This is a genomic window from Marinobacter alexandrii (assembly GCA_039984955.1).
Taxonomy (GTDB): Bacteria; Bacteroidota; Bacteroidia; order Cytophagales; family Cyclobacteriaceae; genus Ekhidna.
This window is the reverse complement of sequence record JBDWTN010000005.1, coordinates 401,559-425,419: the sequence shown is the minus strand read 5'-3', so window position 1 is coordinate 425,419 and position 23,861 is coordinate 401,559. Positions and strand designations below refer to the sequence as shown.

General features: G+C 38.1%; 31 protein-coding genes and 1 tRNA gene. 17 read left to right on the top strand and 15 right to left on the bottom strand.

What is annotated here, in order from left to right:
• Positions 1-21: 21 nt before the first annotated feature.
• The 9 genes from ABJQ32_02605 to pdxA all read right to left on the bottom strand — a co-directional run bounded on the left by ABJQ32_02605 (position 22) and on the right by pdxA (position 7,359).
• Complete coding sequence (locus ABJQ32_02605; protein MEP5288508.1) at positions 22-474, bottom strand: DUF2200 domain-containing protein; 453 nt, start codon at positions 472-474, stop codon at positions 22-24.
• 191 nt (positions 475-665) lie between these two features.
• The gene (locus ABJQ32_02600; protein MEP5288507.1) at positions 666-1,661 is read right to left on the bottom strand and encodes a hypothetical protein; all 996 of its coding nucleotides are present in this window, start codon (positions 1,659-1,661) and stop codon (positions 666-668) included.
• A gap of 336 nt (positions 1,662-1,997) precedes the next feature.
• Positions 1,998-3,344 (bottom strand): acetyl-CoA carboxylase biotin carboxylase subunit, encoded by a 1,347-nt coding sequence (gene accC, locus ABJQ32_02595; GenBank protein ID MEP5288506.1) that lies wholly within the window; start codon positions 3,342-3,344, stop codon positions 1,998-2,000.
• A 12-nt stretch (positions 3,345-3,356) separates the two neighbouring features.
• On the bottom strand, positions 3,357-3,839 hold the full coding sequence (gene accB / locus ABJQ32_02590; GenBank protein ID MEP5288505.1) for an acetyl-CoA carboxylase biotin carboxyl carrier protein: 483 nt from the start codon (positions 3,837-3,839) through the stop codon (positions 3,357-3,359).
• 85 nt (positions 3,840-3,924) lie between these two features.
• Positions 3,925-4,488 (bottom strand): elongation factor P, encoded by a 564-nt coding sequence (gene efp, locus ABJQ32_02585; protein MEP5288504.1) that lies wholly within the window; start codon positions 4,486-4,488, stop codon positions 3,925-3,927.
• Positions 4,489-4,509: 21 nt separating this feature from the next.
• The gene (locus ABJQ32_02580) at positions 4,510-5,508 is read right to left on the bottom strand and encodes a beta-ketoacyl-ACP synthase III (protein MEP5288503.1); all 999 of its coding nucleotides are present in this window, start codon (positions 5,506-5,508) and stop codon (positions 4,510-4,512) included.
• 10 nt (positions 5,509-5,518) lie between these two features.
• On the bottom strand, positions 5,519-5,710 hold the full coding sequence (gene rpmF, locus ABJQ32_02575; protein MEP5288502.1) for a 50S ribosomal protein L32: 192 nt from the start codon (positions 5,708-5,710) through the stop codon (positions 5,519-5,521).
• Positions 5,711-5,734: 24 nt separating this feature from the next.
• Entirely contained in the window at positions 5,735-6,247 is a 513-nt protein-coding gene (locus ABJQ32_02570; GenBank protein MEP5288501.1) for a DUF177 domain-containing protein, read from the bottom strand.
• 68 nt (positions 6,248-6,315) lie between these two features.
• Positions 6,316-7,359: a 4-hydroxythreonine-4-phosphate dehydrogenase PdxA gene (gene pdxA, locus ABJQ32_02565; protein ID MEP5288500.1), complete on the bottom strand. Its 1,044-nt coding sequence runs from the start codon at positions 7,357-7,359 to the stop codon at positions 6,316-6,318.
• A gap of 150 nt (positions 7,360-7,509) precedes the next feature.
• Here pdxA and rsmA point away from each other — a divergent pair, with 150 nt between their 5' ends.
• The 3 genes from rsmA to ABJQ32_02550 are packed head-to-tail and all read left to right on the top strand — an operon-like array spanning position 7,510 to position 10,572.
• A complete protein-coding gene (rsmA, locus tag ABJQ32_02560) occupies positions 7,510-8,268 on the top strand; it encodes a 16S rRNA (adenine(1518)-N(6)/adenine(1519)-N(6))-dimethyltransferase RsmA (protein ID MEP5288499.1) in 759 nt (252 codons plus the stop codon).
• A 1-nt stretch (position 8,269) separates the two neighbouring features.
• Positions 8,270-9,634: a magnesium transporter gene (gene mgtE, locus ABJQ32_02555; GenBank protein MEP5288498.1), complete on the top strand. Its 1,365-nt coding sequence runs from the start codon at positions 8,270-8,272 to the stop codon at positions 9,632-9,634.
• Entirely contained in the window at positions 9,631-10,572 is a 942-nt protein-coding gene (locus ABJQ32_02550; protein ID MEP5288497.1) for an NAD(P)-dependent oxidoreductase, read from the top strand. Before mgtE ends, ABJQ32_02550 begins: the two co-directional genes overlap by 4 nt.
• On the opposite strand, the gene ABJQ32_02545 is transcribed toward ABJQ32_02550, so the two are convergent.
• Positions 10,569-11,198, bottom strand: coding sequence for an STAS/SEC14 domain-containing protein (locus tag ABJQ32_02545; GenBank protein MEP5288496.1), 630 nt, complete (start codon positions 11,196-11,198; stop codon positions 10,569-10,571). The genes ABJQ32_02550 and ABJQ32_02545 overlap by 4 nt on opposite strands.
• A gap of 289 nt (positions 11,199-11,487) precedes the next feature.
• The gene (locus tag ABJQ32_02540) at positions 11,488-12,012 is read right to left on the bottom strand and encodes a hypothetical protein (GenBank protein ID MEP5288495.1); all 525 of its coding nucleotides are present in this window, start codon (positions 12,010-12,012) and stop codon (positions 11,488-11,490) included.
• A 345-nt stretch (positions 12,013-12,357) separates the two neighbouring features.
• Between ABJQ32_02540 and greA the strand changes: the two genes are divergently transcribed.
• The gene (gene greA / locus ABJQ32_02535; protein MEP5288494.1) at positions 12,358-12,828 is read left to right on the top strand and encodes a transcription elongation factor GreA; all 471 of its coding nucleotides are present in this window, start codon (positions 12,358-12,360) and stop codon (positions 12,826-12,828) included.
• The gene (locus ABJQ32_02530; protein MEP5288493.1) at positions 12,828-13,226 is read left to right on the top strand and encodes an HIT family protein; all 399 of its coding nucleotides are present in this window, start codon (positions 12,828-12,830) and stop codon (positions 13,224-13,226) included. The genes greA and ABJQ32_02530 overlap by 1 nt, the downstream gene beginning before the upstream one ends.
• A 113-nt stretch (positions 13,227-13,339) precedes the next feature.
• Here ABJQ32_02530 and ruvC read toward each other — a convergent pair whose 3' ends face one another.
• Positions 13,340-13,894, bottom strand: a complete 555-nt coding sequence (ruvC, locus tag ABJQ32_02525) for a crossover junction endodeoxyribonuclease RuvC (protein ID MEP5288492.1) — start codon at positions 13,892-13,894, stop codon at positions 13,340-13,342.
• 3 nt (positions 13,895-13,897) lie between these two features.
• On the opposite strand from ruvC, the gene ABJQ32_02520 reads away from it, so the two are divergent.
• The 12 genes from ABJQ32_02520 (at position 13,898) to ABJQ32_02465 (ending at position 22,457) form a co-directional block, all read left to right on the top strand.
• Positions 13,898-14,800 carry a hypothetical protein gene (locus ABJQ32_02520; GenBank protein ID MEP5288491.1) on the top strand — a complete coding sequence of 301 codons (903 nt, stop codon included), beginning with the start codon at positions 13,898-13,900 and terminating at the stop codon, positions 14,798-14,800.
• 88 nt (positions 14,801-14,888) lie between these two features.
• On the top strand, positions 14,889-15,995 hold the full coding sequence (locus tag ABJQ32_02515) for a glycosyltransferase (GenBank protein ID MEP5288490.1): 1,107 nt from the start codon (positions 14,889-14,891) through the stop codon (positions 15,993-15,995).
• Positions 15,971-16,246 carry a hypothetical protein gene (locus ABJQ32_02510; protein MEP5288489.1) on the top strand — a complete coding sequence of 92 codons (276 nt, stop codon included), beginning with the start codon at positions 15,971-15,973 and terminating at the stop codon, positions 16,244-16,246. The genes ABJQ32_02515 and ABJQ32_02510 overlap by 25 nt, the downstream gene beginning before the upstream one ends.
• Positions 16,243-17,430, top strand: coding sequence for a PP2C family protein-serine/threonine phosphatase (locus ABJQ32_02505; GenBank protein ID MEP5288488.1), 1,188 nt, complete (start codon positions 16,243-16,245; stop codon positions 17,428-17,430). The genes ABJQ32_02510 and ABJQ32_02505 overlap by 4 nt, the downstream gene beginning before the upstream one ends.
• The gene (locus tag ABJQ32_02500) at positions 17,427-18,047 is read left to right on the top strand and encodes a polysaccharide deacetylase family protein (GenBank protein ID MEP5288487.1); all 621 of its coding nucleotides are present in this window, start codon (positions 17,427-17,429) and stop codon (positions 18,045-18,047) included. The genes ABJQ32_02505 and ABJQ32_02500 overlap by 4 nt, the downstream gene beginning before the upstream one ends.
• Entirely contained in the window at positions 18,044-18,814 is a 771-nt protein-coding gene (locus ABJQ32_02495; GenBank protein ID MEP5288486.1) for a TatD family hydrolase, read from the top strand. The genes ABJQ32_02500 and ABJQ32_02495 overlap by 4 nt, the downstream gene beginning before the upstream one ends.
• Before the next feature lie 17 nt (positions 18,815-18,831).
• On the top strand, positions 18,832-19,896 hold the full coding sequence (locus ABJQ32_02490; GenBank protein ID MEP5288485.1) for an asparaginase: 1,065 nt from the start codon (positions 18,832-18,834) through the stop codon (positions 19,894-19,896).
• A gap of 90 nt (positions 19,897-19,986) precedes the next feature.
• Positions 19,987-20,074, top strand: a tRNA-Ser gene (locus ABJQ32_02485).
• A 142-nt stretch (positions 20,075-20,216) separates the two neighbouring features.
• Positions 20,217-21,044, top strand: a complete 828-nt coding sequence (locus ABJQ32_02480) for a MotA/TolQ/ExbB proton channel family protein (protein MEP5288484.1) — start codon at positions 20,217-20,219, stop codon at positions 21,042-21,044.
• A 19-nt stretch (positions 21,045-21,063) separates the two neighbouring features.
• The gene (locus tag ABJQ32_02475; protein ID MEP5288483.1) at positions 21,064-21,366 is read left to right on the top strand and encodes a hypothetical protein; all 303 of its coding nucleotides are present in this window, start codon (positions 21,064-21,066) and stop codon (positions 21,364-21,366) included.
• Positions 21,366-21,986 carry a biopolymer transporter ExbD gene (locus ABJQ32_02470; GenBank protein ID MEP5288482.1) on the top strand — a complete coding sequence of 207 codons (621 nt, stop codon included), beginning with the start codon at positions 21,366-21,368 and terminating at the stop codon, positions 21,984-21,986. The genes ABJQ32_02475 and ABJQ32_02470 overlap by 1 nt, the downstream gene beginning before the upstream one ends.
• 9 nt (positions 21,987-21,995) lie before the next feature.
• On the top strand, positions 21,996-22,457 hold the full coding sequence (locus ABJQ32_02465; GenBank protein MEP5288481.1) for a biopolymer transporter ExbD: 462 nt from the start codon (positions 21,996-21,998) through the stop codon (positions 22,455-22,457).
• A 55-nt stretch (positions 22,458-22,512) separates the two neighbouring features.
• Here the strand turns inward: ABJQ32_02465 and ABJQ32_02460 are convergent, their stop codons facing one another.
• The 3 genes from ABJQ32_02460 to smpB are packed head-to-tail and all read right to left on the bottom strand — an operon-like array spanning position 22,513 to position 23,858.
• Positions 22,513-22,869 (bottom strand): hypothetical protein, encoded by a 357-nt coding sequence (locus ABJQ32_02460; GenBank protein ID MEP5288480.1) that lies wholly within the window; start codon positions 22,867-22,869, stop codon positions 22,513-22,515.
• Between the two features lie 8 nt (positions 22,870-22,877).
• Positions 22,878-23,387, bottom strand: a complete 510-nt coding sequence (locus tag ABJQ32_02455) for an HNH endonuclease (GenBank protein MEP5288479.1) — start codon at positions 23,385-23,387, stop codon at positions 22,878-22,880.
• A gap of 3 nt (positions 23,388-23,390) precedes the next feature.
• On the bottom strand, positions 23,391-23,858 hold the full coding sequence (gene smpB, locus ABJQ32_02450; GenBank protein MEP5288478.1) for an SsrA-binding protein SmpB: 468 nt from the start codon (positions 23,856-23,858) through the stop codon (positions 23,391-23,393).
• Positions 23,859-23,861: the final 3 nt, after the last annotated feature.

Sequence of the window (23,861 nt, the reverse complement as noted above, 5' to 3'; positions counted from 1 at the left end):
GTGTTTTTGTTAGCACCAGTATTATGTCTTTTCTTCTCGCTTAATTTTCTTCATTTCACGACCTTTTGCCAATTCATCAATCAGCTTTTCCATACGTCTACATTGTCTATACAATTCAAATTCATCCTCTATTTCTTCGATGCGATAACCACAAACCACTCCTTTGATCATATGTGCATTGGGATGAATTTCTGCTTTTTCAAAAAATGTTCTGTAAGTTACTTTATCATCAATAAGCGCTTGCAATTGATCTTCATCAAAGCCCGTGAACCATTCTATTATTTGGTTCAGTTCTTCTTTGGTTCTGCCATTCTTCTCCAACCTATTCAAGTAAAGAGGATAGATGGATGCAAATATCATATTAGCGACTTTTTCATTTTTTTCGGCTGTAACTTTCATCTCTTTTTGATCGTGAATGGATTGATGCTGACGCCCAGATATGGCGCTGTGGCCTCCGAGCTTAATTAATTGCACTAAAAGTAGCTTATCTGCCGGTGCATTCAAAGTATCAAACTAGCACTGCGCCATACAGATAAAAAACTCCCACACGCAGAAGATTGTAAAAAGCACTTCAGATTCTTGGCGGCAGATAAGCGGGATGTTTTGCAGATACTTAGCAGATGGCTAAGTAAGGCCATGCGACCATATCGTCTGTTGGCATGAGTTTAGAATTTGATCTCCAATGGCTTGCCTTGTTCATCGAATCTTACAAAAATTGGTTGATCCATTGATTCGATTGAGTAAAGGTAAATTCGGTTTGTAAGGTCTCGCTTTAATCCGTTGTTCACTGGGAATTCAGTTAGTTCATAAGTCTCTTCCGAAATGTCTGGGTTGACCACAGTTAGAGTTGAGTCGTCTAAGTTCAAGTAGGTCAATTTGTCAAATTCATCAGAATACCACATCAAAGTTGAATAACCAACGGTATAGGTGAATTGGTCATAATAGAAGGATTTGACTGTGTCTTTGGTCGTTAGATTGATATAGTGAGTATTGTTAGTTGTGTCAGATATCGTAGATGGATCATCATGTACATAAAAGAAAGTGTTATCACCAATTAAGCAACTGAAAACAGTGCAGCAATTTGGAAGTCTAAAAACCTCCTGTTCGTAAGTATAAACACCTTCGCATGTGGCAATTAAATTGTCTTGCACTCTCAATCTTGGATAACAAGAATATGGTGCTGGAATTAGAAAATCCTCAGAACCATCAATATCAATCACATCAACAACTTCATAAAGATGACTGTCTGAATTTGGCAGTCCGTACATCATTAGAACTAGAGCTTTGGAATTTGCCGTATCCAACTTAAGTATCTCCGCTCTAAAGATGTCCCCATCATTTATAAAACCATCCCTGAATATCGGGCTGAAATCAGATTTTGTGATTTTTTTTTCAAGGATAGTCTCTCCTTGAGTTGATATCGTTATGATAATAGAATCAATCCTAGCTGGATATGGTGATTCAGGGTTCTCTCCAAATTTGGTGAGCATGGCATTAAGTCCAAGTTTCGGTTCGGCTTGTTCTTGTTGTTCTTGTTGTTGTTCAGTTACAGTTACAGAGTCAGTTTCTACCTCTTCAGATATTAGATCGCTAGCAGTTTCTTTTGATGATTGAGTACATGCAAAGGTTAGTACTAAGGTTAGGTAAAGTAGGTTTTTCATCAGGGTGAGTAATTCATGCCAACATTAATGTAAACAGCATTATGTTGTTTATCTACCTTTCAAATATACCTCTTTTGCTTATTCAGGTACCGTACGCGGCTTTTGGTTAATTTATTTCGTGATTATTATCCATTTTATTAAATACTTATAGTCGACTATAAGTACTTAATAATCTTCTAAAAGTAAAAAATAGTATAGGTTTTCTACTTTGATGGATAGGTATAGAAAAATACTTATAAATAGACCAGTCTGATTTAGAGAGTATTACACATACATTGTTACAACAAAAAACCCTCACCGTTTCCGGCAAGGGTTTATTTATTCTGCTTAAGCTACTTACTTCAGCACACTGAAATCCCAGGTATCAAGGTACTTCGTGGTGAAGTTCCCTGAGATAAAAGCCTCATCTTCCATCATTTTGAGGTGGAAAGGAATGGTTGTTTTGATGCCTTCAATGACAGTTTCTCCTAACGCACGTCTCATTTTGATAATCGCTTCCTCTCTGGTTTGTGCACTCACAATCAGCTTACCAATCATCGAGTCATAGAATGGAGGAATGGTGTAGCCTGCATATACATGACTATCGATTCGCACACCATGTCCACCAGGAAAATGAAGGTTGGTTATTTTACCTGGACTCGGACGGAAACCATTTGCAGGATCTTCCGCATTGATCCTTACTTCAATGGAATGAAGTTGAGGATAGTAGTTTCTCCCGGATATAGGTTCGCCAGAAGCTACTTTGATCTGCTCTTTAATGAGATCGTAATCAGTAACCTCTTCTGTGATTGGATGCTCTACCTGAATACGCGTATTCATCTCCATAAAGTAGAAGTCTCCGTGTTTGTCTACCAGAAATTCTACCGTTCCTGCACCTTCGTATTTGATAGCTTCTGCACCTTTGATGGCCGCAGCTCCCATTTTCTCTCTCAACTCTTGAGTTACAATAGGAGAAGGTGTTTCCTCAATTAGCTTTTGATGTCTTCTTTGAATAGAGCAATCTCTTTCTGAAAGATGACAGGCTTTGCCGTTACTGTCGCCTACAATCTGGATTTCGATATGGCGTGGTTCTTCCACAAATTTCTCCATATACATGCCATCATTTCCGAAGGAAGCGGCAGCTTCTTGCCGGGCACTGTCCCATGCTTTTTGAAATTCACTTTCTTCTGAGATAAGCCTCATACCCTTTCCGCCACCGCCTGCGGTCGCTTTTATCATCACTGGATAGCCTATTCCTTTAGCCAGTCGTATGCCTTCTTCTACGGACTCTAATAATCCTTCAGAACCTGGAACAACCGGTACGCCAGCTTTTATCATGGTTGCTTTTGCCGTGGCTTTATCGCCCATCTTGCTGATCATTTCTTCGCTTGCGCCAATAAACTTGATGTTATTTTCTGCACATACACGAGAAAATTCAGCATTTTCAGATAAGAATCCATATCCAGGATGTATAGCATCTGCGTTGGTTACTTCTGCTGCTGCAATGATGTTTGGAATCTTGAGGTAAGAGTCTTTTCCTGGAGGGGGGCCTATACAAACAGCTTCATCGGCAAATCGCACATGAAGGCTATCTGCATCTGCTTTGGAGTATACAGCTACCGTCTTAATACCCATTTCTTTACAGGTACGGATGATACGCAATGCAATCTCGCCACGATTGGCAATCAAAATCTTGTTAAACATAGGGGTAATGTTTTACGATGGATCAACTAGGAAAAGAGGCTGGTCGTATTCCACTGGTTGCGCATTGTCAACCAGTACTTTTACAATTTTGCCAGACACCTCAGACTCAATTTCATTGAAGAGTTTCATAGCCTCAATGATGCAAACCGGATCGCCCGCTTTTACTGCACTACCTACTTCTACAAATGAAGGTGTTTCGGGATTTGCAGATCGGTAGAATGTTCCGATCATCGGAGACTTGATTTCTATCAGGTTGCTATCTGCTGCAGGTGCACTTCCACCGTCTGCTGCTGGAGCAGGGGCTGGAGCTGCCTGTGGTGCAGGAGCCGCAGCTGCTGGTACCGGAGCTGGAGCAGCCATAGGAGCAGAGGCGATTACATGTTGCTCTGCACTTCGTTTGATGCTCACCTTAAAGTTTTCGGTCTCAATATTGACTTCTTCCAGACCTGACTCTGAAAGGAAGTTGATTAATTCTTGAATTTCTTTAGCCTTCATAGGTTAATTGTTGATTAATAAAATCTTAAGAACTAAGGTATAAAATTTCTTGTGCGTGAGCGCTATTATCATGAACCACTAGCACTCATTTTACTCGCTCTACATACGATCCATCTTCCGTATTGATCTTGATGACTTCATCCTGCTCAATAAACATTGGAACTTGTATGGTAGCACCTGTCTCTACTACCGCATTTTTTGTGGCGTTGGTAGCGGTGTTTCCTTTGACACTTGGATCTGCTTGAGTGACAGTCATGATTACATGTTGAGGCAATTCACAACCCAAAACTTTTTCTTCTTCAGCATGGAAAAGTATGTCTACTTCTTGACCATCTTTAAGAAATTTTGGTGCATTGATAAGGTTTTCTTGGATAGCTATTTGCTCATACGTAGAGGTGTTCATGAAATGAAATCCCATATCATCTTTGTATAGATATTGATGAGCTCTTCTTTCTACTCTAGCAGTAGTCACCTTTACGCCCGACGAAAAGGTGTTGTCTAAAACTTTCCCAGTTGAAATGCTTTTCAGTTTAGTCCGAACAAATGCCGGTCCTTTACCTGGTTTTACATGCTGGAATTCTACAATCATGAATAGATCGTGGTTGTATTCAATCACCAATCCATTTTTGAAGTCTGCTGTTGTTGCCATGAATATTAGGAAGTTAGTTAGTTATTTAGGATCGTATGCCCATTTCACCCAGATAGCACCCCAGGTAAATCCTCCACCAAAAGCCGCCAGAATGAGGTTATCTCCTTTTTTCAATTTGCTCTCATAGTCGAATAAGCAAAGAGGAATAGTTCCGCTGGTTGTATTTCCGTAATCAGCGATATTAAGCATCACCTTCTCGTCACTTACGCCCATTCGATTAGCCGTAGCATCAATGATTCGTTTGTTAGCTTGATGAGGCACTAAATAAGCTATATCATCAGCAGTAAGATCATTTCGTTCCATTACCTGAGCGGCTACATCTGCCATGTTTTTCACAGCAAACTTAAATACAGTTGAGCCTTCTTGAAAAGCAAAATGCTCTCGATTCTTCACAGTCTCTTCCGTCGCAGGTCTACGACTACCCCCAGCTTTCATATGAAGGAAAGGTTCTCCTGAGCCATCAGACTTCAATACAGAATCTTTTATTCCAAAATCGTCTTCAGTGGGCTCTAGCATGACTGCTCCAGCTCCATCACCAAAAATGATACAGGTAGCTCTATCTGTGTAGTCTACAATGGAAGACATTTTGTCTGCTCCAATGACGACAACCTTTTTATATTTCCCTGTTTCAATGAATTGGGATCCAGTGGCTAAAGCATAGAGGAAACCAGAGCAAGCTGCCTGGATATCATATCCAAAAGCATTCACCGCACCAATTTGATTGGAAATGATATTGGCCGTAGCTGGGAAAACCATATCTGGTGTTGTGGTAGCACAAATCACCAAGTCGATATCTTCAGCTTTCGTATCGGTCTTTTTCAAGAGTCCTTCCACAGCTTTCACAGCCATTACGGAAGTTCCTTGATCCTTACCTTTTAAAATATGCCGTGTTTTGATGCCTGTTCTTGAGGTGATCCACTCATCATTGGTGTCCACCATCTTCTCAAGATCCTTGTTTGTTATTACGTCTTCAGGAACATACCCATGTACGCCTGTTATCGCTGCTTGAATTTTAGGCATCTGACTTAGCTTAAGCTAAAACTTCTTTTTCAATCACTACTTTACCTTTATAGTAAAGTTTACCTTCATGCCAGAAGGCTCTGTGTGGGAGGTGAGCTTCACCTGTAGTAGGACAGATTACAAAGTTCTTTGGAGTCGCTTTGTAATGCGTTCTTCTCTTGTCTCTTCTGGTTTTCGAAATCTTTCGTTTTGGATGCGCCATCTTCTTTCTCTATCTAAATTTTTCTTATTTCAATTTTTTTAGGGCTTCCCATCTGGGATCGGTGCTTTCTTCTTGTGATTCCTTGTCAGTTTCTGAAATATATATCATTCCATCACTATCAGGCTCATCTTGAAATTTGGGATGAAGTTTTTTCATCGGTACTTCAAGACTTATTGATTCGTACAAAAACGAAGCGATATTAATTTCCTGTTCACCTTTCAATATCACAAATACATCTTCACTTAATTCCTTTTCCTCATCTCCGTATTTATAAACAATTTCTTTATTTACCGAAATAGGAAAATCAAAAAGCTCCAGGCTTCTATCACATTCTAACTCAATTGATCCCTTAATTGTAAGATTAAGCGTGATCATTGCGTCTGTTTTTGTCAAAATCACATCACAAGCGCCTTTGCCCTTGCTTACCAAGCTATTTTCAAAATGAGCGAATAAATCGTCATTAAACGTGAAACTGAAGTCATGAGTACTATTACTCAATCCAAAAATCTCAATTTTAAACGCTTTTAATTCCTTCATTTCCGTCCACTTCCCGGTAAAGACCCGCAAATTTAGATAGAATCCAAGTACTACAAAAGCTTTATGAATTACTTTTCATCACCACTTTCAAACTGATTCTCATTTCGTTGGCGAATAATGTCATTGGCTAGATATAGAGCATTCCGAAATGAAGTCTCATCTGCTTGATTTTTTCCTGCTATTGAGAAGGCTGTTCCGTGATCTGGGGAGGTACGGACAAACGGTAATCCGGCAGTATAATTTATCCCTTCTTCAAACGCTAACGTTTTGAATGGAATCAAGCCTTGATCATGGTACATAGCTAAGACACCATCATATTGCTTGTACATATTCATTCCAAAAAAACCATCTGAAGGAAATGGGCCGGCCACAATGTGATGACCACTTTTAACTTCATCGATTGCAGGAGTAATCACTTTCTCTTCCTCTTCGCCTAATAAGCCATTCTCTCCTGCATGAGGATTCATTCCGAGTACAGCAATTCGGGGCTTTTTTATGCCAAAATCTTTTTGAAGTGATTTGAGCATCTTTTGAAGCTTAATCACAATTTTCTCTTTGGTCACTTTGCTACTTACATCCTTGAGCGGAATGTGGCCAGTAACTACACCAACTCTAAGCTCATCATGTACCAAAAACATAAGGCTTTCTTTTTCTCCGGCTTCTTGAGTGAGGTATTCAGTATGTCCGGGAAATTTGAATTCATCAGATTGAACCAGTTCTTTACTAAGAGGCGCTGTGGTCAATGCATCGATTTTCCCATCTTTTAGATCAGATACTGCTCTTTGAAGTGAAAGAGTAGCATATTTCCCCCCAGTTTCGTTTGCCTGACCAGGGTTGATTTCCGCGGCTTCATCCCAAACATTCAAAACATTCACCTTTCTATGAGCAACTTTATCTATGCTTGAAATCTGCTGGTAGTTGAAGTTCTCCTTATCTAAGTTCTTGCGGTAATAAGAGATCACTTTGCTAGAGCCATAAATGACAGGAGTAAACTGTCTGAGTATTCGATTATCCTCTAAAGACTTGATGATTACTTCTGGTCCAATACCATTTATATCACCCATGGTAATTCCAATAACAGGTTTGTTTTTTTTGTGTGATGATTCACCCATTGCACAGTACTTTTATCAAATCGAAAGTTAACCCGAATAATTTGGGGTACCCGACTAGAGAGCTATTTATTGAAAAAGAGTTACTCACTAAATCTTAAACCTCAAACCAAATAGGTATTTGGAGATCACAATTATAAACTGAGAATAAAGTTGGCAAGCGTAAAACCCAAAAAACATTTAGGTCAGCATTTTTTGAAAGATGAAAATATCGCTTTGAAAATTGTTGAAGCATTGAAAAATGAATCAAATCTTCCCGTATTTGAAATTGGGCCTGGTACAGGTGTACTGACCAAATACCTCATTGACAAGGATAACTTGGACTTCTATGCGTTGGATGTGGATACAGAATCTATTGACTATTTAAAATCAAACTACCCGAGCCAAGCGGAACGTTTTCTTTTTCAGGATTACTTAAAATACAATGTGTCCTTTGAGCGATTCAATATAATTGGGAATTTTCCCTACAATATCTCGTCTCAGCTATTTTTTAAGATATGGGATGATAGGGATCATGTAGATGAGGTGGTCTGCATGATTCAAAAAGAAGTAGCAGATCGAATTTGTGCCAATCACGGAAATAAAACCTATGGAATCTTAAGCGTTCTTCTTCAAGCATTTTTTGATCTGGATTATTTATTTAAAGTACCTCCTGGAGTATTCAATCCTCCACCAAAAGTTCAGTCGGCAGTCATTAGGCTGAAAAGAAATAGTGTGAAACAATTACCGTGTGATGAAAAGTTATTTAAGCGAGTTGTGAAGGCTGGTTTCGGGAAGCGTAGAAAGACCTTGCGCAACGCTTTAAAAGATCTAAATTTGCCTGAGTCTGTAACTACGCTTGATGTGATGAATCAAAGAGCCGAGCAGCTATCAGTCCAAGAATTTATCTCGCTTACTGAGAAAATCTCCTAACATGGAAGCAGTAATGACTTTTGAGTTATCCGTAGACTTTAAAGATCGATTTCAACAAGCGCTGGACGAGCAAGATACTGGCTTCATTAAATTAACGCTGGAAGGAGTTAACCCCGCTGATATTTCGGCATTGCTTGATGAGTTTGATTCAGAGGAGTGCAAATATGTTTTCGATCTTTTGCCACCTGATGTTGGAGCACGAATACTTGAAGATCTTGAAGAAGATGTTCGTGAGCAATTCTTAAAGGAGTTTTCAGCTAATGACCTTGCCTCTTTTGTAGAGCTAATGGATTCGGACGATGGAACAGATATCCTTTATGAGATGGGGGTGGCTGATCGAAACGAGGTTATCCGACAAATATCAGATGAAGAGAAGGCGTCCAACCTCATGGAACTTCTTGAGTATGATGAGGATGTGGCCGGAGGGTTGATGGCAAAGGAGTTGATCAAAGCAAACTTGAATTGGAGTATCTCTCAATGTATAGATGAAATAAGATTACAAGCTGAAAATGTACAGAAAATCTATTCTGTGTATGTTGTGGATGATGGAGAAAATCTTCTTGGAAAGGTTGGGATAAAGAATTTAATCCTTGGGAAGGCGGGCGCTAAAGTTGCTGATATTTATGATGATCAAATCATCTCGGTAGAAACTTCTACAAGCGAGGAGGAAGTGGCGAGTATCATGCAAAAATATGATCTGGAGGCTGTGCCTGTAGTAAATGCTCGTGGACGATTGGTTGGAAGAATAACAATTGATGATGTCATCGATGTGATCCGGGAGAATGCTGAAGAAGAGCGCCAATTGATGACCGGAGTTAGTTCAGACGTAGAAGAAGATGATTCCGTATGGAAAATTTCAAGAGCAAGACTTCCGTGGTTGATCATTGGAATGGCTGGAGGACTAGTAGGAGCACAGTTTTTAGGCTTATTCAAAGAAGAAATTATTATTGTTCCAGCGCTCGCTTTTTTCATTCCTTTGATTACTGCTTCTGGTGGAAATGTAGGAATACAATCTTCCTCTATAGTGGTTCAAAGTTTGGCAAACCCGAATGTATTTGCAGATAGTATGTTGAAACGATTGTTAAAAGTCTTTCTTGTTGCAATCGTAAATGGAGCCATACTCTCATTGATGGTTTTTGGGGCAGTCATCCTCTTCATGAGAGAACAGCCTCTTGCAGCGACAGTAGCGATTGCACTTTTCTCAGTGGTCCTCTTAGCATCGTTTATGGGAACCATTACACCATTGCTACTCAATCGATTTGGTGTAAATCCTGCTTTGGCATCAGGTCCTTTTATAACCACTACGAACGATTTGCTTGGTTTGGCTGTCTATTTCTCGACGGCACACCTTTTGTACAATTTATGACACACAAGAAACGCATACTCATCGCAGATGACATGCATGAAATGATTCTACCACTTCTTAGGGAAGCTGGGTATGAGCCTGTTTACCTTCCTGTAATTGATCGAGCAGGAATTTTGGAGATCATACATCAATTTGAAGGATTGATAATTAGAAGTAAAACTTCTGTGGATCGTGAGGTATTAGATTTGGCAACTAATCTAAAGTTTGTAGCAAGAGCAGGTGCAGGTGTGGATAAAGTTGATCAAACATATTTAGAATCAAAGGGTATCAAGATGATCAATGCACCCGAAGGAAATAGAGATGCTCTGGCAGAACATGCCTTGGGTATGTTGCTTTCATTACTCCATAGAATCTCATCTTCATTTGAAGAAATAAAAAAAGGAATCTGGAATAGGGAAGGGAATAGAGGAATAGAACTGAAAGGAAAGATCGTTGGAATATATGGAGTTGGGAATATGGGTTATGCATTTGCTTCTAAACTTAGTGCTTTAGGCTGTGAAATCATTGGCTATGACAAATTTAAAGGGGACTTTCCTGGAGGATTCATCAAAAATGTGGGACTGGATGAATTAAGAGAAAAGGCAGAGATTCTGAGTCTTCATGTTCCACTAAACGATGATACTCGCCACCTTTTTACTGAGTCATATCTCAGGAAATTCAAAAACCTCAAAGTGATCATCAATACTGCTCGTGGAGAAATTTTAGATACCCAAGGTCTGATTAAAATGTTGGAGGATCGAACGATCTATGGAGCAGGACTAGATGTTTTGGAGAATGAAAAGCTTAATAGCTATTCAGATGAAGAAAGAGCGCAGCTAAATCAACTCTCTTCCTTGCCAAATGTATTAATAACCCCACATGTGGGAGGCTGGACTTTCGAATCTTATCAACGAATCAGCCAGGTGATCGCAGAAAAAATTAAAAAAGAGATCGATTAAAGCAACCAATCAATTGCTTCTTCCTCAGAGTTGAATTTTCGCATGACAAGGTTAGGCATCACAATTTTTATTGCTGCGGCAATGAAATTGCTAAAAATAGTTCCTCTAGCTGTTTCAGGATTAATGATTGCCAACTTGTCGACCATCTTAACGATTTTTTTGGCCCTGGTTTTTAAGAGTCCCTTTATCCATACTCTGGCTTGTGTATCAAATTCTATCAAGTTTGATCGATCTAACAATAGCTTTTTATATTTATGAAACTCGACTGAGTCAGCCCCAAGTGTGACAAGTTTCCGGGCAGTTTCCATGTCTACTTTTCCATTCCAGGTAATCCGAGATATTCCATAATCTTTATCTACTTCAAATGTGCTGCCGTTCATGTTTGAAATCATTTTGAAATTAACGGGCCTGCGTGCTCTGGTTTTAGCTAGTGTAGCAGTGGGCTTTTCTAGGATATCAGCTGGAGTGTTGTTATTTACTACTTCTGATTGAGTGTTAGTAATCGCTTCTTCTACCGCAGCATTGATCAGATCATCTACCTCTTGTTCAGGTATATTTTGAGCATTTACTGGGGTCGTTGCACGTTGATTTTGAGCGAATAGGTTTTTAAGGAACGGAAATTTCATACAGGCGTTGAATTAGGGTGAATGTTAATAGTGTATGTAAGTTAATTATTATCAATTGATAATAATTAATTATCCGATATAAGGATGTCTACTCTAGTTGAACGGCTGGTTTTACCTGTTCAAGATTTGATCAAAAAAATAAAAATGAGGAAGTGAAGTATTAATGAATTCTTTGAACAATACGTCTGGATTTAATCCAGCTTTGACTCCTAAGACTAGGATATAGCATTCAAGTAATGCTTATTCGTTGTACACTGAAAGGGCAACTGGAAAAGAAAAAGGAACTGAATTAAACTAACCAGTCAAAAGCTTCCTCTTCTTTATTGAACTCTTGCATTTCAAGGTTTGGCATCACAATCTTAATAGCGGTAGCAATGAAATTGCTGAAAATGCTGCCTTTAGCAGTTGTTGCCTTTACAATAGCTAACTTATTTACTTTTCTTACGATTTTCTTAGCTCTGGTTTTTAGGAGTTCTCTGATCCATAGTCTAGCTTCAGTTTCAAACTCAATCAGATTTGACCGATCCAGCAATAGTTTCTTGTACCCATTAAATTCAACCGAATCAGCTCCCATCGAGACCAGTTTCTTAGCAGTTTGGATATCTACTTGGCCTCTCCAAATAATTCTAGCAATACCATTATTTTTATCTAATTCAAAAGTACTTCCATTCATTGAGTGCACTACTGTAAAGTTCAATTCCCTAGTTTTATTAGGAGCATCTAGCGTGCTAAGACCCTTACTGACTTGAGGTTCCCTAATTACTTTGAAAGATGGGTTTTGGTAGAAATAGTTGTCTAAAAATGTTGATTTCATTGTGATTGTCAAATCATTTGATAGTGCAAGCTATTTAGATAGTATTTCATGTTTTTAGCATTCCGATGTACCTACCAATAGTTCGGGTGAATTACGTGTTTTTCACGATAAAATTTCACGGTCTAATTCTGCATTTGAAGCGCAATAGGATTATACAAATATTTGGCTATAACTATTTAATGAGGCATGTATACTTGCTTTATCATCGTTAATAACTTTGAAAACCCATACTTTCTTGATTTCACTTAATCAATGATGTATATTTGCCCTATCAAAATACGACGATAGAGAAAAACGGCTTCATCCAGAGGCCGTTATTTTTTGTTTAAAGGGGTAAGAACAATTATGGCGGTTAATTATTATACGAAAGACGGACTTGAGAAACTCAAAACTGAGTTGAACGAACTTAAGACTAAAGGAAGGTCAGATATGGCAAAGCAAATTGCTGAAGCTCGTGATAAAGGAGACTTGAGTGAGAATGCCGAATATGATGCAGCTAAGGAAGCTCAAGGGCTTTTGGAATTAAAGATATCCAAGCTGGAGAAGGTAGTAGGAGATGCACGTGTGATTGATGAATCTACGATTGATACTTCTAAGGTCTCGATTTTGTCTACCGTAAAGATCAAGAACAAGAAAAACAACATGGAGGTTACTTATCAGCTGGTAGCAGAAGAAGAAGCGGACCTGAAAAGTGGAAAAATATCAATCCAATCACCAATCGGTAAAGGATTACTTGGCAAGAAGAAAGGCGAGAAAGCAATGATTAAGGTGCCTGCCGGCGATATTGAATTTGAAATAATGAATATCTCGGTCTAATGGCGAGTGTTTTTACAAAAATTGTTGAGCGCGAGATTCCTGCGCATATTGTCGCGGAGGACGAAAACTATTTGGCTTTTCTGGATATTAATCCATTAATTGAAGGACATACGTTAGTCATTCCAAAGAAGGAAGTTGATTACGTTTTTGATCTCGATCATCAAACACTTGCAGGATTGTTTTCTTTCTCAAAAGGAGTTGCAAAAGCAATTGAGGAGGTTGTTACATGTAAGAGAATAGGAGTTTCAGTTATAGGATTGGAGGTTCCGCATGCTCATGTTCACCTGATTCCGATTAATGCGGTTAACGATATGAACTTCAGCCAAATGAAGCTTTCTCCTAGCAAGGAAGAACTTACAGCAACAGCAAAAAAAATCAAAGAGGCCTTCGATAGGTAGATGCTTTAGCTATTAATTGTTGGACCCATTTGAAGTGGGTTTTTTTTATTGTCTTTGGATTGTTGCGAATAAGCAAAATCAGGTTATGAAATTTGGTTAAACCAATTTCCAAATCACTTCACCCTGCCTGGATTGTCCGTAATAAAGGATTTCCAGCTTTTCTTTCCACCACCTCCTAATACCGATTTAGAGGTATAATGATGGCATATTGCTACTGCAAGTGCATCTGTTGCATCGAGTAGCTTAGGAGCTTCTTCAAACTTAAGTAGCATTTGAATCATATGAGCTACTTGCTCTTTGCTTGCGTTTCCATTTCCAGTGACTGATTGCTTTACTTTCTTAGGAGCATATTCATGGATAGGAGTGTCTCTATTCAGAGCAGCTGCCATGGCTACTCCTTGAGCTCTTCCAAGCTTAAGCATTGATTGAACATTCTTTCCAAAGAAAGGAGCTTCTAAAGCCACTTCGTCTGGTAGGTATTCTTTGATTAATTCTGTGACACGGTCAAATATCTTCTTGAGTTTAATCTCGTGATTTTTATACTTGCTTAAATGAATTACCCCAAACTGGATAACACTCATTTTTTCACCCTTGCAATGGATCAAACCATATCCCATTACATTCGTACCTGGATCTATTCCTAATATGATTCGCTCTTTAATCGCCACTTGATGCAAATTAAGAACAACCATTCAAACTACCTTCAAAAGCCATGGATCATTGGGTTGGTGAAAATGTTTCTTCTTGTCGGTTGTTTATTTTTTCTACTTACCAAGCTACAAGATCAATCCATTTCATTTGATGAAACAAAGATTCCAGAAGGAATTGAACTTACACTTACGCTAGTATTTGGTTTAATGCTCATCAATTGGTTCCTCGAGTCTCTCAGATGGAAAATTTCCATCGAAATCTTCGAAACGATATCGATCATAGATGCATGGAAAGCAGTGTTAGGCGGACTGGCTCTGAACTGGGTACTGCCTTTAACTTCTGGGGATTTGCTCACACGTATATCACAGCAGCAAGATAAATATCAAGCAACATCAGCAGTCGTGCTCAATCGTGGGATTATGCTCACTTTCACTTTACTATTGGGTGTTTATGGAATAAACTGCCTAGCAGTAGAATACGATTGGAACTGGTGGATGGTAATGGTAATTCCAATAATTCTATCTGTGGGATTCCTATTTAGAAAATCATTCATTCGATTTACCACATATTTTATACAGATGCAAAGAAAAGTATTGATTCAGATTATCGGACTTTCTTTTTTGAGATATACTGTCTTTGTGCTCCAGTTTTTCTTGTTACTTAAACTTTTCTTGCCAGCACTATCAGCAAATCTACTCATTGCAGGTATCGGATGGATTTTCCTCATACGATCAATACTACCACTATTTTTGGGAGGTTTGGGAATAAGAGAAGCTTCAGGAATTTTATTCTTTCAACCGTATGTGAGTGAACTTCAATTGGCGATCATTCCAATTTTTTTAATATGGATCATAAATACAGTGATTCCATCTTTCATCGGTTTGATTTTTTTGTGGCGATTTAAGCCATCATTAGCCGGTTGAACAATGTTAGTTAGTGCACTTATTACTTCTTCATTTTTACGTGATTGATAAATACCTCTCAAATTATTGGAGTTAACATTGCGCAATAATGATTCTGATTGCGGCATTCACAATTCTTCATGTTTTATTCTATCTGCGGCTTGCATATAGCTGGAGACAAATACCTTCAGCAGCATCTAAAGATTCGCTGACTCCTTTCTCAGTGATCATTCCCGTGCGGAATGAAGAGGTTAATGTGGGCCGAATACTGGAGAGACTGGCAGCACAGGATTATCCGAGTAAACTTTTTGAAGTAATTGTAGTGGACGATTTCTCAGAAGATCAAACAGCAACGATTGTGAATCGACTTAAGGACACCTTGGAGGTCAATATTCGATTGGTGCAGCTGCTTGATGAAAATACACAAGGAAAGAAGCATGCCTTAACTGCTGCAATAAAGGCTGCCCAACATGAAATCATCTTAACCACTGATGCAGATTGCTGGTTTGGGGAAAAATGGATTAAATCATATAATGATGCATTTGAAGAGACTACAAATATGGTAGCAGGGCCTGTGGCCATTCAGGGAGTTAAGTTTTTTGCGAGATTGCAACAGGTTGAGTTTGCTGGATTGATGGGATTTGGAGCTGTTACTATCTCAAAGGAAAATCCAAGCATGTGTAGTGGAGCAAACTTAGGCTTTAGAAAAAAAGCATTTGAAGCAGTGGGAGGATACGAAAATAACCTATTCACTCCATCCGGAGATGATGAATTTCTACTCTTCAATATCATGCGTGAATTTCCAAATTCAACAGAATTTTTAAAATCAGAAAAGGCAATTGTTAACACATCCGCACACAAAAAAATGAGTTCATTTATTAACCAACGTACGAGGTGGACTAGCAAATGGAAGTATAATAAGAACTGGAGAGTAAGATTAAGTGCTATCCTATTTTTCCTAGACTATCTGATTTTCTTTGGCGCTTTAATTGGATCTTTTTTTGAACTGTTTGAATATGATGTAATAATCATTATTGTAGCTCTGAGGTTTTTCTCAATGTTCGCTTTCGTAGCACCCATCAATAAATTTCTTAAAGGCAAGAACACCTTTCTACCATTACTAATATTTCAAATAATTTATCCTTTACATGTCTTATTCATGGGTATGAATTCTATCTTTGGATCATATACTTGGAAAGGAAGAAAATACAGATGACCGACGAGGAGTTTGATATTCTAGATGAATTGTATTTTGTGACAACTTACATGAACTTGAAAGAAGCCACAGAATTTTCTGATGAGCAACTCAAAGTCAATTTGATTAATCTGGCTCAAAAAGGATGGGTAAGAATATACAAGTCTGTCGATGAAGAATCAGAAATCGATCAGTTGGATTTTGAAAAAAACTTCGAGCGTTATTTTTATTTAGCATCTAAAAAAGGATTATTTGAACACAACTCTCAATGAAGGGAACTTCGCTTGACATAAAGGATTTACAACTCAATGCTCTTCTAGAAGTAACTCAGGCAGTAAATAATAATTTACCCGAAGACGACCTTCTTAAGATCTATAAGTTCACTCTTTTGGCGGACCTTAAAATCAATAAACTAGCCCTGTATACTCAGCAAAAAGGGGAGTGGGTTTGCCGAGTGAATTTTGGTACAAAGAATGATTTAATCGGAAGCTCGCTTCCAGATGAATATAAGGAGATAAAAAACCAGATAGGGGTTGTAGAAGCCTCGTTTGATGAGTTTGATTCTGTTTTCCCCGTATATCACAAAAGCAAGTTATTATCAGTGGTCTTTCTTGAATCAGAAACTAAACTGGGTGTCCAGGACCGATTTTTAAATGCATTGACAAATATTATTCTTGTAGCAATCGAGAATAAGCGATTGGCTCGGCAACAAATGGAACAAGAAGCTTACAGACGGGAGCTAGAGATTGCAAAGAAGGTTCAAAACTTCTTGTTTCCTAAAGAACTTCCAAAGATTGAGAGACTTCAGATTGAGGCATTTTATTTACCTCATCATGATGTGGGTGGAGATTATTACGATTACATTCAAATTGATGAAAATAAATTTCTTGCTTGTATAGCAGATGTTTCAGGAAAAGGTGTGCCGGCAGCACTTTTAATGTCAAATTTTCAAGCATCATTAAGAGCACTTGTTCGCCAGACAAAAGATCTTAAAGAGATCGTCACAGAATTAAATCACAGCACATTCGTAAGCGGCAATGCTGAGAATTTCATTACATTCTTTGCAGGTATCTATGACTTCAAAACGAAAGTGTTGGAGTATATTAATTGCGGCCATAATGAGATTATTCTAAAGCACGAAAATAGAATCGAGCTTCTGAATGATGGCACCACAGTGCTTGGCATGTTTGACCCTCTGCCATTTATTGAGACAAAGCATATTAATGATCTAGATGAATTTTTTCTTTTTACCTATACAGATGGCTTAACAGAAACATTTAATGAGGAGGATGAAGCATTTGAATTTGAAAGGTTACTGAAAATCCTAGAGCGAGAGTGTCCTGAAGATCTATCAGAATTTCATGGTCAAATACTTGAATATTTAAACGAGTTTAAAGGGGATAGACCATTTCACGATGATATCACGATGCTTTCTTGTTTAGTTCAGAATAAATGATCCGCTTCTATCGTACACCCTGGATTATTAAGGCTTTTTACCCAACACTAACCTATCGTATTCCTTCGGATAATAAGATCTATCTCACTTTTGACGATGGTCCAGATCCATTGGTAACACGCTGGGTCTTAGATGAATTGGAAAAGTATGGTGCAAAAGCGACTTTTTTTTGCCTGGGAAAAAATATTGAGAAGTATCCTGAGTTAGCCACCGAGATAGTTTCGAAAGAACATAGAATTTGCAATCATACTTACAGTCACCCTAAGGGTTGGAAAATTCATGATGAAGATTATATCTCGGATATTGTGAGATGCGACAATGTAATTCAGAAGATAGGTGAAAGGAATAACTTGTTTAGACCACCATACGGACGAGTAAAAAAAAGTCAAATCAAAAAATTAAATCAATACAGGTTGATTATATGGAGCCATTTATCTTGGGACTTTGATCCAAAATTGAAGGTAAATCGATCAATTAAAAAACTAAAAAAAGCTCAACCAGGAAGCATCCTTGTCTTTCATGATAGTCTTAGAGCTTTCAGTAACCTTAAAATAATTTTACCTGAAATTCTCAACTATTTTAGGACAAAAGGAATTCAATTTGATACGATAAAATGATAGATACGCATGCACATATATATCTAGAACATTTTAAGGATGACCTAGATGAAGTAGTTAAGCGTGCGCAGGATAATGGAGTTGAAAAAATCCTACTTCCAAATATCGATGGATCGACCATTGAATCTATGCTTGATCTTGAGAAGAAGTATCCTGATATCTGTTACCCAATGATAGGATTACATCCGTGCTCAGTTAAAGAGGATTTTAAGAAAGAATTGCAATTAGTTGAAGAATGGTTGGGGAAAAGGAATTTCTTGGCAATAGGTGAAATGGGAACAGATCTCTATTGGGATAAGACTTACTGGGAGCAGCAAAAAGACGCTTTCCATTTTCAATGCGAATTAGCATTAAAACATGATTTACCTATCGTTGTTCATTGTCGCGAGACGATTGATGAAACAATTGATCTCGTTAAGGTCTATAAAAACCAAAACTTAAGAGGTGTATTCCATTGCTTCACAGGAAGTGTGAACCAAGGGAAACAAATCACAGAACTTGGGTTCTACTTAGGGTTAGGGGGTGTTAGTACATTCAAGAATGGCGGGATGGATCAGGTAATTCCACACTTGGACAGAAGAAAGGTCATTTTGGAAACAGATAGTCCATATCTCACACCTGCACCACATAGAGGGAAAAGAAATGAACCTTCATATACTTCATTAATTGCAGATAAGGTTTCAGAATTTCTCAATCTTTCAATAGAAGAAATCGATGATTTGACAACAGCAAATGCAAATGAACTATTTTTCCCTACCAAAAAATGACTTGAGATTTTCGCATTATGAAATACAAAATTGTAAATATCAATGATACAGGCGATCGTTCTGTATTAATCATATATACCGGCGGAACTTTTGGTATGGTACAGGATACATCTGGAGCATTGGCCCCTTTCAATTTTGGAAAGGTGGTAGATAGAGTTCCAGAGCTACGTCAATTAGATATTAAATTAACAGTAATCTCTTTTCCCAAACCCATTGACTCTTCCAATATTGGAATTCAGGATTGGAAAGACATGGCATACATTATTGAAGAAAATTACACACAATATGATGCTTTCGTTATTCTTCATGGAACAGATACTATGGCCTATTCAGCATCTATGTTGAGTTATATGTTGCAGGGCTTGAATAAGCCTGTGATCTTTACAGGAGCTCAAATGCCTATAGGATCTATTCGGTCTGACGCACGGGAAAATCTTATTACTGCTTTGGAAATCGCATCATCCCACCAAAATGGAGTGCCAACAGTAAGTGAAGTATGTGTCTATTTTAATTTTTTATTACTGAGAGGCTCTAGATCTCAAAAACTGAGAAGTAGCACATTTGCAGCATTCGAATCAGAAAACTATCCATTACTTGCCGAAGCAGGAATAGAAATTGAATTCAATTACCCTGCCCTAAAATCATTTGATCCCTCTGGAAAACTGAAGGTTATTAACGACTTAAATCCTAATGTTACTATTCTTAAAATTTTCCCCGGCATTACCGAACATACAGTAAAGTCTATTTTAAGTAACCCGGAAATACAAGGCGTGGTGCTTGAATCTTACGGCTCAGGAAACACAATGAAGTTTGATTGGTTTATTCAATATCTTTCTGAAGCCATCAATGAAGGAAAGATCATATTAAATGTAAGCCAATGTATAGGAGGGGAGGTAGAGCAAGGAAGGTACGAAACAAGTAAAAAATTAAATGATATAGGGGTTTTAAGTGGTGGAGACATTACAACTGAGGCTGCAATCACAAAAATGATGTTTTTATTAGGAACAGAGAATGATAAAGGTAAACTTAAGCATGGTCTGACGCACACTTTAGCAGGTGAGATGGACTTAGTGCAAGACTGATCTGTCAAGAATGCGTCTGATGTTAGAATAAAACTTGCATAAAGGTATTTTTCGTGATTTATTTGTAGCCCGTCAAAAGTGACGACCTACAGAGAGGTGGCCGAGCGGTCGAAGGCGCACGCTTGGAAAGCGTGTATATCTCAAAAGGGTATCGAGGGTTCGAATCCCTTCCTCTCTGCGATTTTTGCAGAGTCCAAGCCCAGTTAGTTCGACACTTTTTGATGAATGGTGCGAATTTTGTGGGAATGAAAATGCAAATTTGGATTTACTAAAACTTAATATTTAAACTAAACCGAAGACTTAACTTACAAGACTGAATTATGAAAAAGTTATTGACTCTATTAATGTTGGCAGGTGTATTTACCTTCAGCGCTACAGCGCAAGAGTTTTCTGACTCTGACGCGGCAACTGATTCTGCAGCTGTAGACTCAGCTCAAGCAGAAGAAGTGTATGAAGAACCTGTTGAAGAGATTGCTGAGATTATTGTTCCTGTAGAAGAAGAAGCTCCATCACAAGGATTTCACCAAATAGTAAAAGAACAATTCATCGATGGAGGGCCAACTTTCATGGGTATCGTTCTTGCATGTTTGATTCTTGGTTTAGCGATCGCTATTGAAAGAATTATTCATCTTAACATGGCTTCTACCAATACCAAAAAACTTCTAGCAGACGTGGAAGATGCTCTAGGTTCAGGAGGTGCTGACGCAGCTAAGGAAGTATGTAGAAATACAAGAGGCCCTGTCGCATCTATATTCACACAAGGTTTGATGAGAATGTCTGAGGGTGTAGAAATGGTTGAAAAGTCTATTATTGCCTACGGATCGGTAGAAATGGGAAAACTGGAAAGAGGAATGATTTGGATATCTCTATTCATCTCTCTAGCACCTATGCTTGGTTTCATGGGAACAGTAATTGGTATGATCGAAGCTTTCGATGCTATTGCTGAAGCTGGTGATGTATCTCCTGCACTTGTGGCTAGTGGTATTAAGGTAGCACTTTTGACTACAGTAGGTGGTTTGATAGTAGCAGTAATTCTTCAGCTTTTCTACAACTACTTAGTATCTAAAGTAGACTCAATTGTAAATAGCATGGAAGATGCATCTATCTCTTTGGTAGATATTCTAGTGAAGCATAATCTTTCTAAATAATCTAAAAATTGATTAGACTATGGTTGATGTAGGATTATTTATATCATATATACTCATTGGTGTTTGCCTTCTTGCTGCGGTAGGAATGCCACTAGTGAAGGCGTTCGGTGATCCCGATTCTTTAAAGAAAATTGGGATGGGAGTAGGAGCACTTATTGTTGTTTTCTTAGTTGCGTTTTTTACCGCAAGTGGAGATAATACATCAGATGCTTCTGAAACAACAGCTAAGCTCGTTGGAGCAGGATTGACAACATTTTACATTCTTGCCATCGCAGCTATTGGCGGTATCGTTTATACAGAAATTAAAAAAGCAGCTGAATAATGGCTAGGAATAAAGAGAGAGGCACTCCAGAAGTGAGTTCTGGTTCTATGGCAGACATTGCCTTCCTTTTGCTCATTTTCTTCTTGGTGACAACCACGATAGCAAATGATAAAGGAATTCTAATGCAACTGCCTCCTCCACCTGAGCCTGATCAACCAATTGTTGAGTTTCAAGAAAGAAATATCTTTAAGATATTGGCAAACTCAAATGATCAGCTTCTGGTAGAAGGTAATCCTTATGAAAAGCCCATGTCGGAATTGAAAATGGAAATAAAGGAGTTCATTTTGAACTTTGGGAATCCTGATCAGGGGGGTATTGATACATACAATAGCTTGCCTTCTCAGATGAAATCCAGAGCCAAACAAAGTCCTGAATCTTCTGATCATCCGGGTAAAGCTATTGTTTCATTTAAGGCGAATAGAGGTACCAGTTATGAATTGTACATTGATATATTGGATGCGGCGCAAGCAGCATACAATGAAATCTACGCTGAAAGGGTAGGTCTGACATCACAAGAATACTTGGAGTTGGACAAATCGGTAGACGTAGAAAAAAGAATGTACGAACAAGGAAAACGAGGTATACCTAAAGCAATCTCGATTGCAGAACCAGATAAATAAGTAAGAACTATGTCGAAGTTTAAGAAAAATTCAAAATCGTCACAGGATATACCGACAGCAGCATTGCCAGACATTATATTCATGTTACTTTTCTTCTTCATGGTAACAACTGTGATGAGGGAGCAAGAGATTTTGGTAAAACAAATACTACCAAAAGCAGATCAGCTTTCTAAAATTCAGAAGAAATCTTTGGTAAGTCATATTTACATTGGTGAACCAAGGAACATAGGAACTTATGGAGAGGAGCCTAGAATCCAAACCAACGATGTATTTATGGAGCCAGATGAATTGACTCTTTTTGTTAACCAGGAAAAGGATAAGCTTACTGAGGCAGAAAGAGATAGAATTACCATGGCACTCAACATTGATTCCGAAGTGAAAATGGGAATTGTTTCAGATGTGGAACAAACACTTAGAAAGTCAAATGCGCGTAAAATTCTTTATAAGTCTTTAAAAGCAGCTAAAAACTGATACTTTTTAAAGAAACACTAAAAAACCCTGACTATTTGTAGTCAGGGTTTTTTGTTTAGTTAGTAACCTGCTTCTTTTTTTCCTTTAACCATCTGTTATACTCTTTCTTTGCGTTCTGGATAGCATTATCAAGCTCTTTTTTTGTAGCTTTCCGCAGTTTATCAGCTTCATTGACTACCTTCTTTCGCTGTTTTTGAAGTTTTCTTAGCGTTATTTCAATATCTCTTTTAGCATCTTCGGCAGCATCATTAGATGCTTCCTTTAACTGTTCTATTTCCTCCTCTATCTCTTGTCTCTTTTCAGCAAATTGTTCTAAAGTTTCACTTCTTTCCGACTCCTTCTTATCATCATCAGTATTCGAACTGCAATTGAATGAAAGTAGTGCAATAAGAATTAGTGTGTAGAATTTCATAGTAATTGTTAAGCGCTTGCTTTTTTAGGATTGAGGTATGGAGTCCAATCGTCTCTGTAGGCACCAGTATTCATTTTAAGAAAAGTAATATAAGAAGGCTTGATAGGCTGCTTAAACAGTTTCATCCCTACCTTTTCCAACGGGTAATCACTTTTGCGGGAATTACATTTTTTACATGCAGTGACCAAGTTAGTCCAGGTGGATTTTCCTCCTTTAGATCTGGGTACTACGTGATCTATGGTAAGGTCTTTGCCAATGCCACAATACTGGCATTTACCACCATCTCTTTTGAAAATATTGTGACGACTCATAACCACTCCTTTATATGGAATACAGATATAATACTTCACTTTAATAATGGAAGGGAATGGGAAAGACTGATTGATAGACCTGAGTCTTTTTTCCTTGACCTCAGCTATAAGATCAGCTTTTTGATGAAACATGAGCATGAAAGCACGCTGTACTGAACAGACAGTCAGAGGGGTATAATCTTGATTGAGTATCAGTACGGTATTCATAGGTTATATTTTCATTCGTTCCAGTTCTCTTTTTTGATCCTTCTTCTTGATACTATCGCGCTTATCATAAATCTTTTTCCCTTTGGCCAAAGCAATTTCTAGTTTGGCTAATCCCCGACTATTTATATACATTTTAATAGGTACAATGGTCAATCCTTTTTCATCCATTTTTGATTTAAACTTCTCCAACTCTCTTTTTTTCAAAAGAAGTTTTCTCTCACGGGTCATATCATGACTTTCAAAACTGGCTTGTAGATATGGAGATATGCTCATGCCCTTCACGAAGAGTTCTCCTTTTCTAAAAAAACAATACGCCTCTTGAATACTCGCTTTGCCCTCTCTTAAAGATTTTACTTCTGTGCCCTTTAGCATTATTCCAGCTTCCACTTTTTCCACAAATTCATATTCATAACTCGCTTTGCGATTTTTGATTTGAATATTGTTAGAAAATCTACTCTTGTCCTTACTCATGGG

Bases quoted from the DNA above. Each gene is read 5' to 3' on its own strand.
- mgtE (MEP5288498.1), top strand. From the start codon at position 8,270: ATGGAAGCAGTAATGACTTTTGAGTTATCCGTAGACTTTAAAGATCGA.
- ABJQ32_02515 (MEP5288490.1), top strand. From the start codon at position 14,889: ATGATTCTGATTGCGGCATTCACAATTCTTCATGTTTTATTCTATCTG.
- ABJQ32_02480 (MEP5288484.1), top strand. From the start codon at position 20,217: ATGAAAAAGTTATTGACTCTATTAATGTTGGCAGGTGTATTTACCTTC.
- ABJQ32_02530 (MEP5288493.1), top strand. From the start codon at position 12,828: ATGGCGAGTGTTTTTACAAAAATTGTTGAGCGCGAGATTCCTGCGCAT.
- ABJQ32_02460 (MEP5288480.1), bottom strand. From the start codon at position 22,869: ATGAAATTCTACACACTAATTCTTATTGCACTACTTTCATTCAATTGC.
- ABJQ32_02600 (MEP5288507.1), bottom strand. From the start codon at position 1,661: ATGAAAAACCTACTTTACCTAACCTTAGTACTAACCTTTGCATGTACT.
- ABJQ32_02490 (MEP5288485.1), top strand. From the start codon at position 18,832: ATGAAATACAAAATTGTAAATATCAATGATACAGGCGATCGTTCTGTA.
- ABJQ32_02495 (MEP5288486.1), top strand. From the start codon at position 18,044: ATGATAGATACGCATGCACATATATATCTAGAACATTTTAAGGATGAC.
- accC (MEP5288506.1), bottom strand. From the start codon at position 3,344: ATGTTTAACAAGATTTTGATTGCCAATCGTGGCGAGATTGCATTGCGT.
- ABJQ32_02505 (MEP5288488.1), top strand. From the start codon at position 16,243: ATGAAGGGAACTTCGCTTGACATAAAGGATTTACAACTCAATGCTCTT.
- rpmF (MEP5288502.1), bottom strand. From the start codon at position 5,710: ATGGCGCATCCAAAACGAAAGATTTCGAAAACCAGAAGAGACAAGAGA.
- ABJQ32_02540 (MEP5288495.1), bottom strand. From the start codon at position 12,012: ATGAAATCAACATTTTTAGACAACTATTTCTACCAAAACCCATCTTTC.
- ABJQ32_02520 (MEP5288491.1), top strand. From the start codon at position 13,898: ATGCAAATTAAGAACAACCATTCAAACTACCTTCAAAAGCCATGGATC.
- ABJQ32_02550 (MEP5288497.1), top strand. From the start codon at position 9,631: ATGACACACAAGAAACGCATACTCATCGCAGATGACATGCATGAAATG.
- ABJQ32_02570 (MEP5288501.1), bottom strand. From the start codon at position 6,247: ATGAAGGAATTAAAAGCGTTTAAAATTGAGATTTTTGGATTGAGTAAT.
- greA (MEP5288494.1), top strand. From the start codon at position 12,358: ATGGCGGTTAATTATTATACGAAAGACGGACTTGAGAAACTCAAAACT.
- ABJQ32_02580 (MEP5288503.1), bottom strand. From the start codon at position 5,508: ATGCCTAAAATTCAAGCAGCGATAACAGGCGTACATGGGTATGTTCCT.
- ABJQ32_02500 (MEP5288487.1), top strand. From the start codon at position 17,427: ATGATCCGCTTCTATCGTACACCCTGGATTATTAAGGCTTTTTACCCA.
- pdxA (MEP5288500.1), bottom strand. From the start codon at position 7,359: ATGGGTGAATCATCACACAAAAAAAACAAACCTGTTATTGGAATTACC.
- ABJQ32_02465 (MEP5288481.1), top strand. From the start codon at position 21,996: ATGTCGAAGTTTAAGAAAAATTCAAAATCGTCACAGGATATACCGACA.
- smpB (MEP5288478.1), bottom strand. From the start codon at position 23,858: ATGAGTAAGGACAAGAGTAGATTTTCTAACAATATTCAAATCAAAAAT.
- ABJQ32_02455 (MEP5288479.1), bottom strand. From the start codon at position 23,387: ATGAATACCGTACTGATACTCAATCAAGATTATACCCCTCTGACTGTC.
- efp (MEP5288504.1), bottom strand. From the start codon at position 4,488: ATGGCAACAACAGCAGACTTCAAAAATGGATTGGTGATTGAATACAAC.
- accB (MEP5288505.1), bottom strand. From the start codon at position 3,839: ATGAAGGCTAAAGAAATTCAAGAATTAATCAACTTCCTTTCAGAGTCA.
- ABJQ32_02545 (MEP5288496.1), bottom strand. From the start codon at position 11,198: ATGAAATTTCCGTTCCTTAAAAACCTATTCGCTCAAAATCAACGTGCA.
- ABJQ32_02470 (MEP5288482.1), top strand. From the start codon at position 21,366: ATGGCTAGGAATAAAGAGAGAGGCACTCCAGAAGTGAGTTCTGGTTCT.
- ABJQ32_02475 (MEP5288483.1), top strand. From the start codon at position 21,064: ATGGTTGATGTAGGATTATTTATATCATATATACTCATTGGTGTTTGC.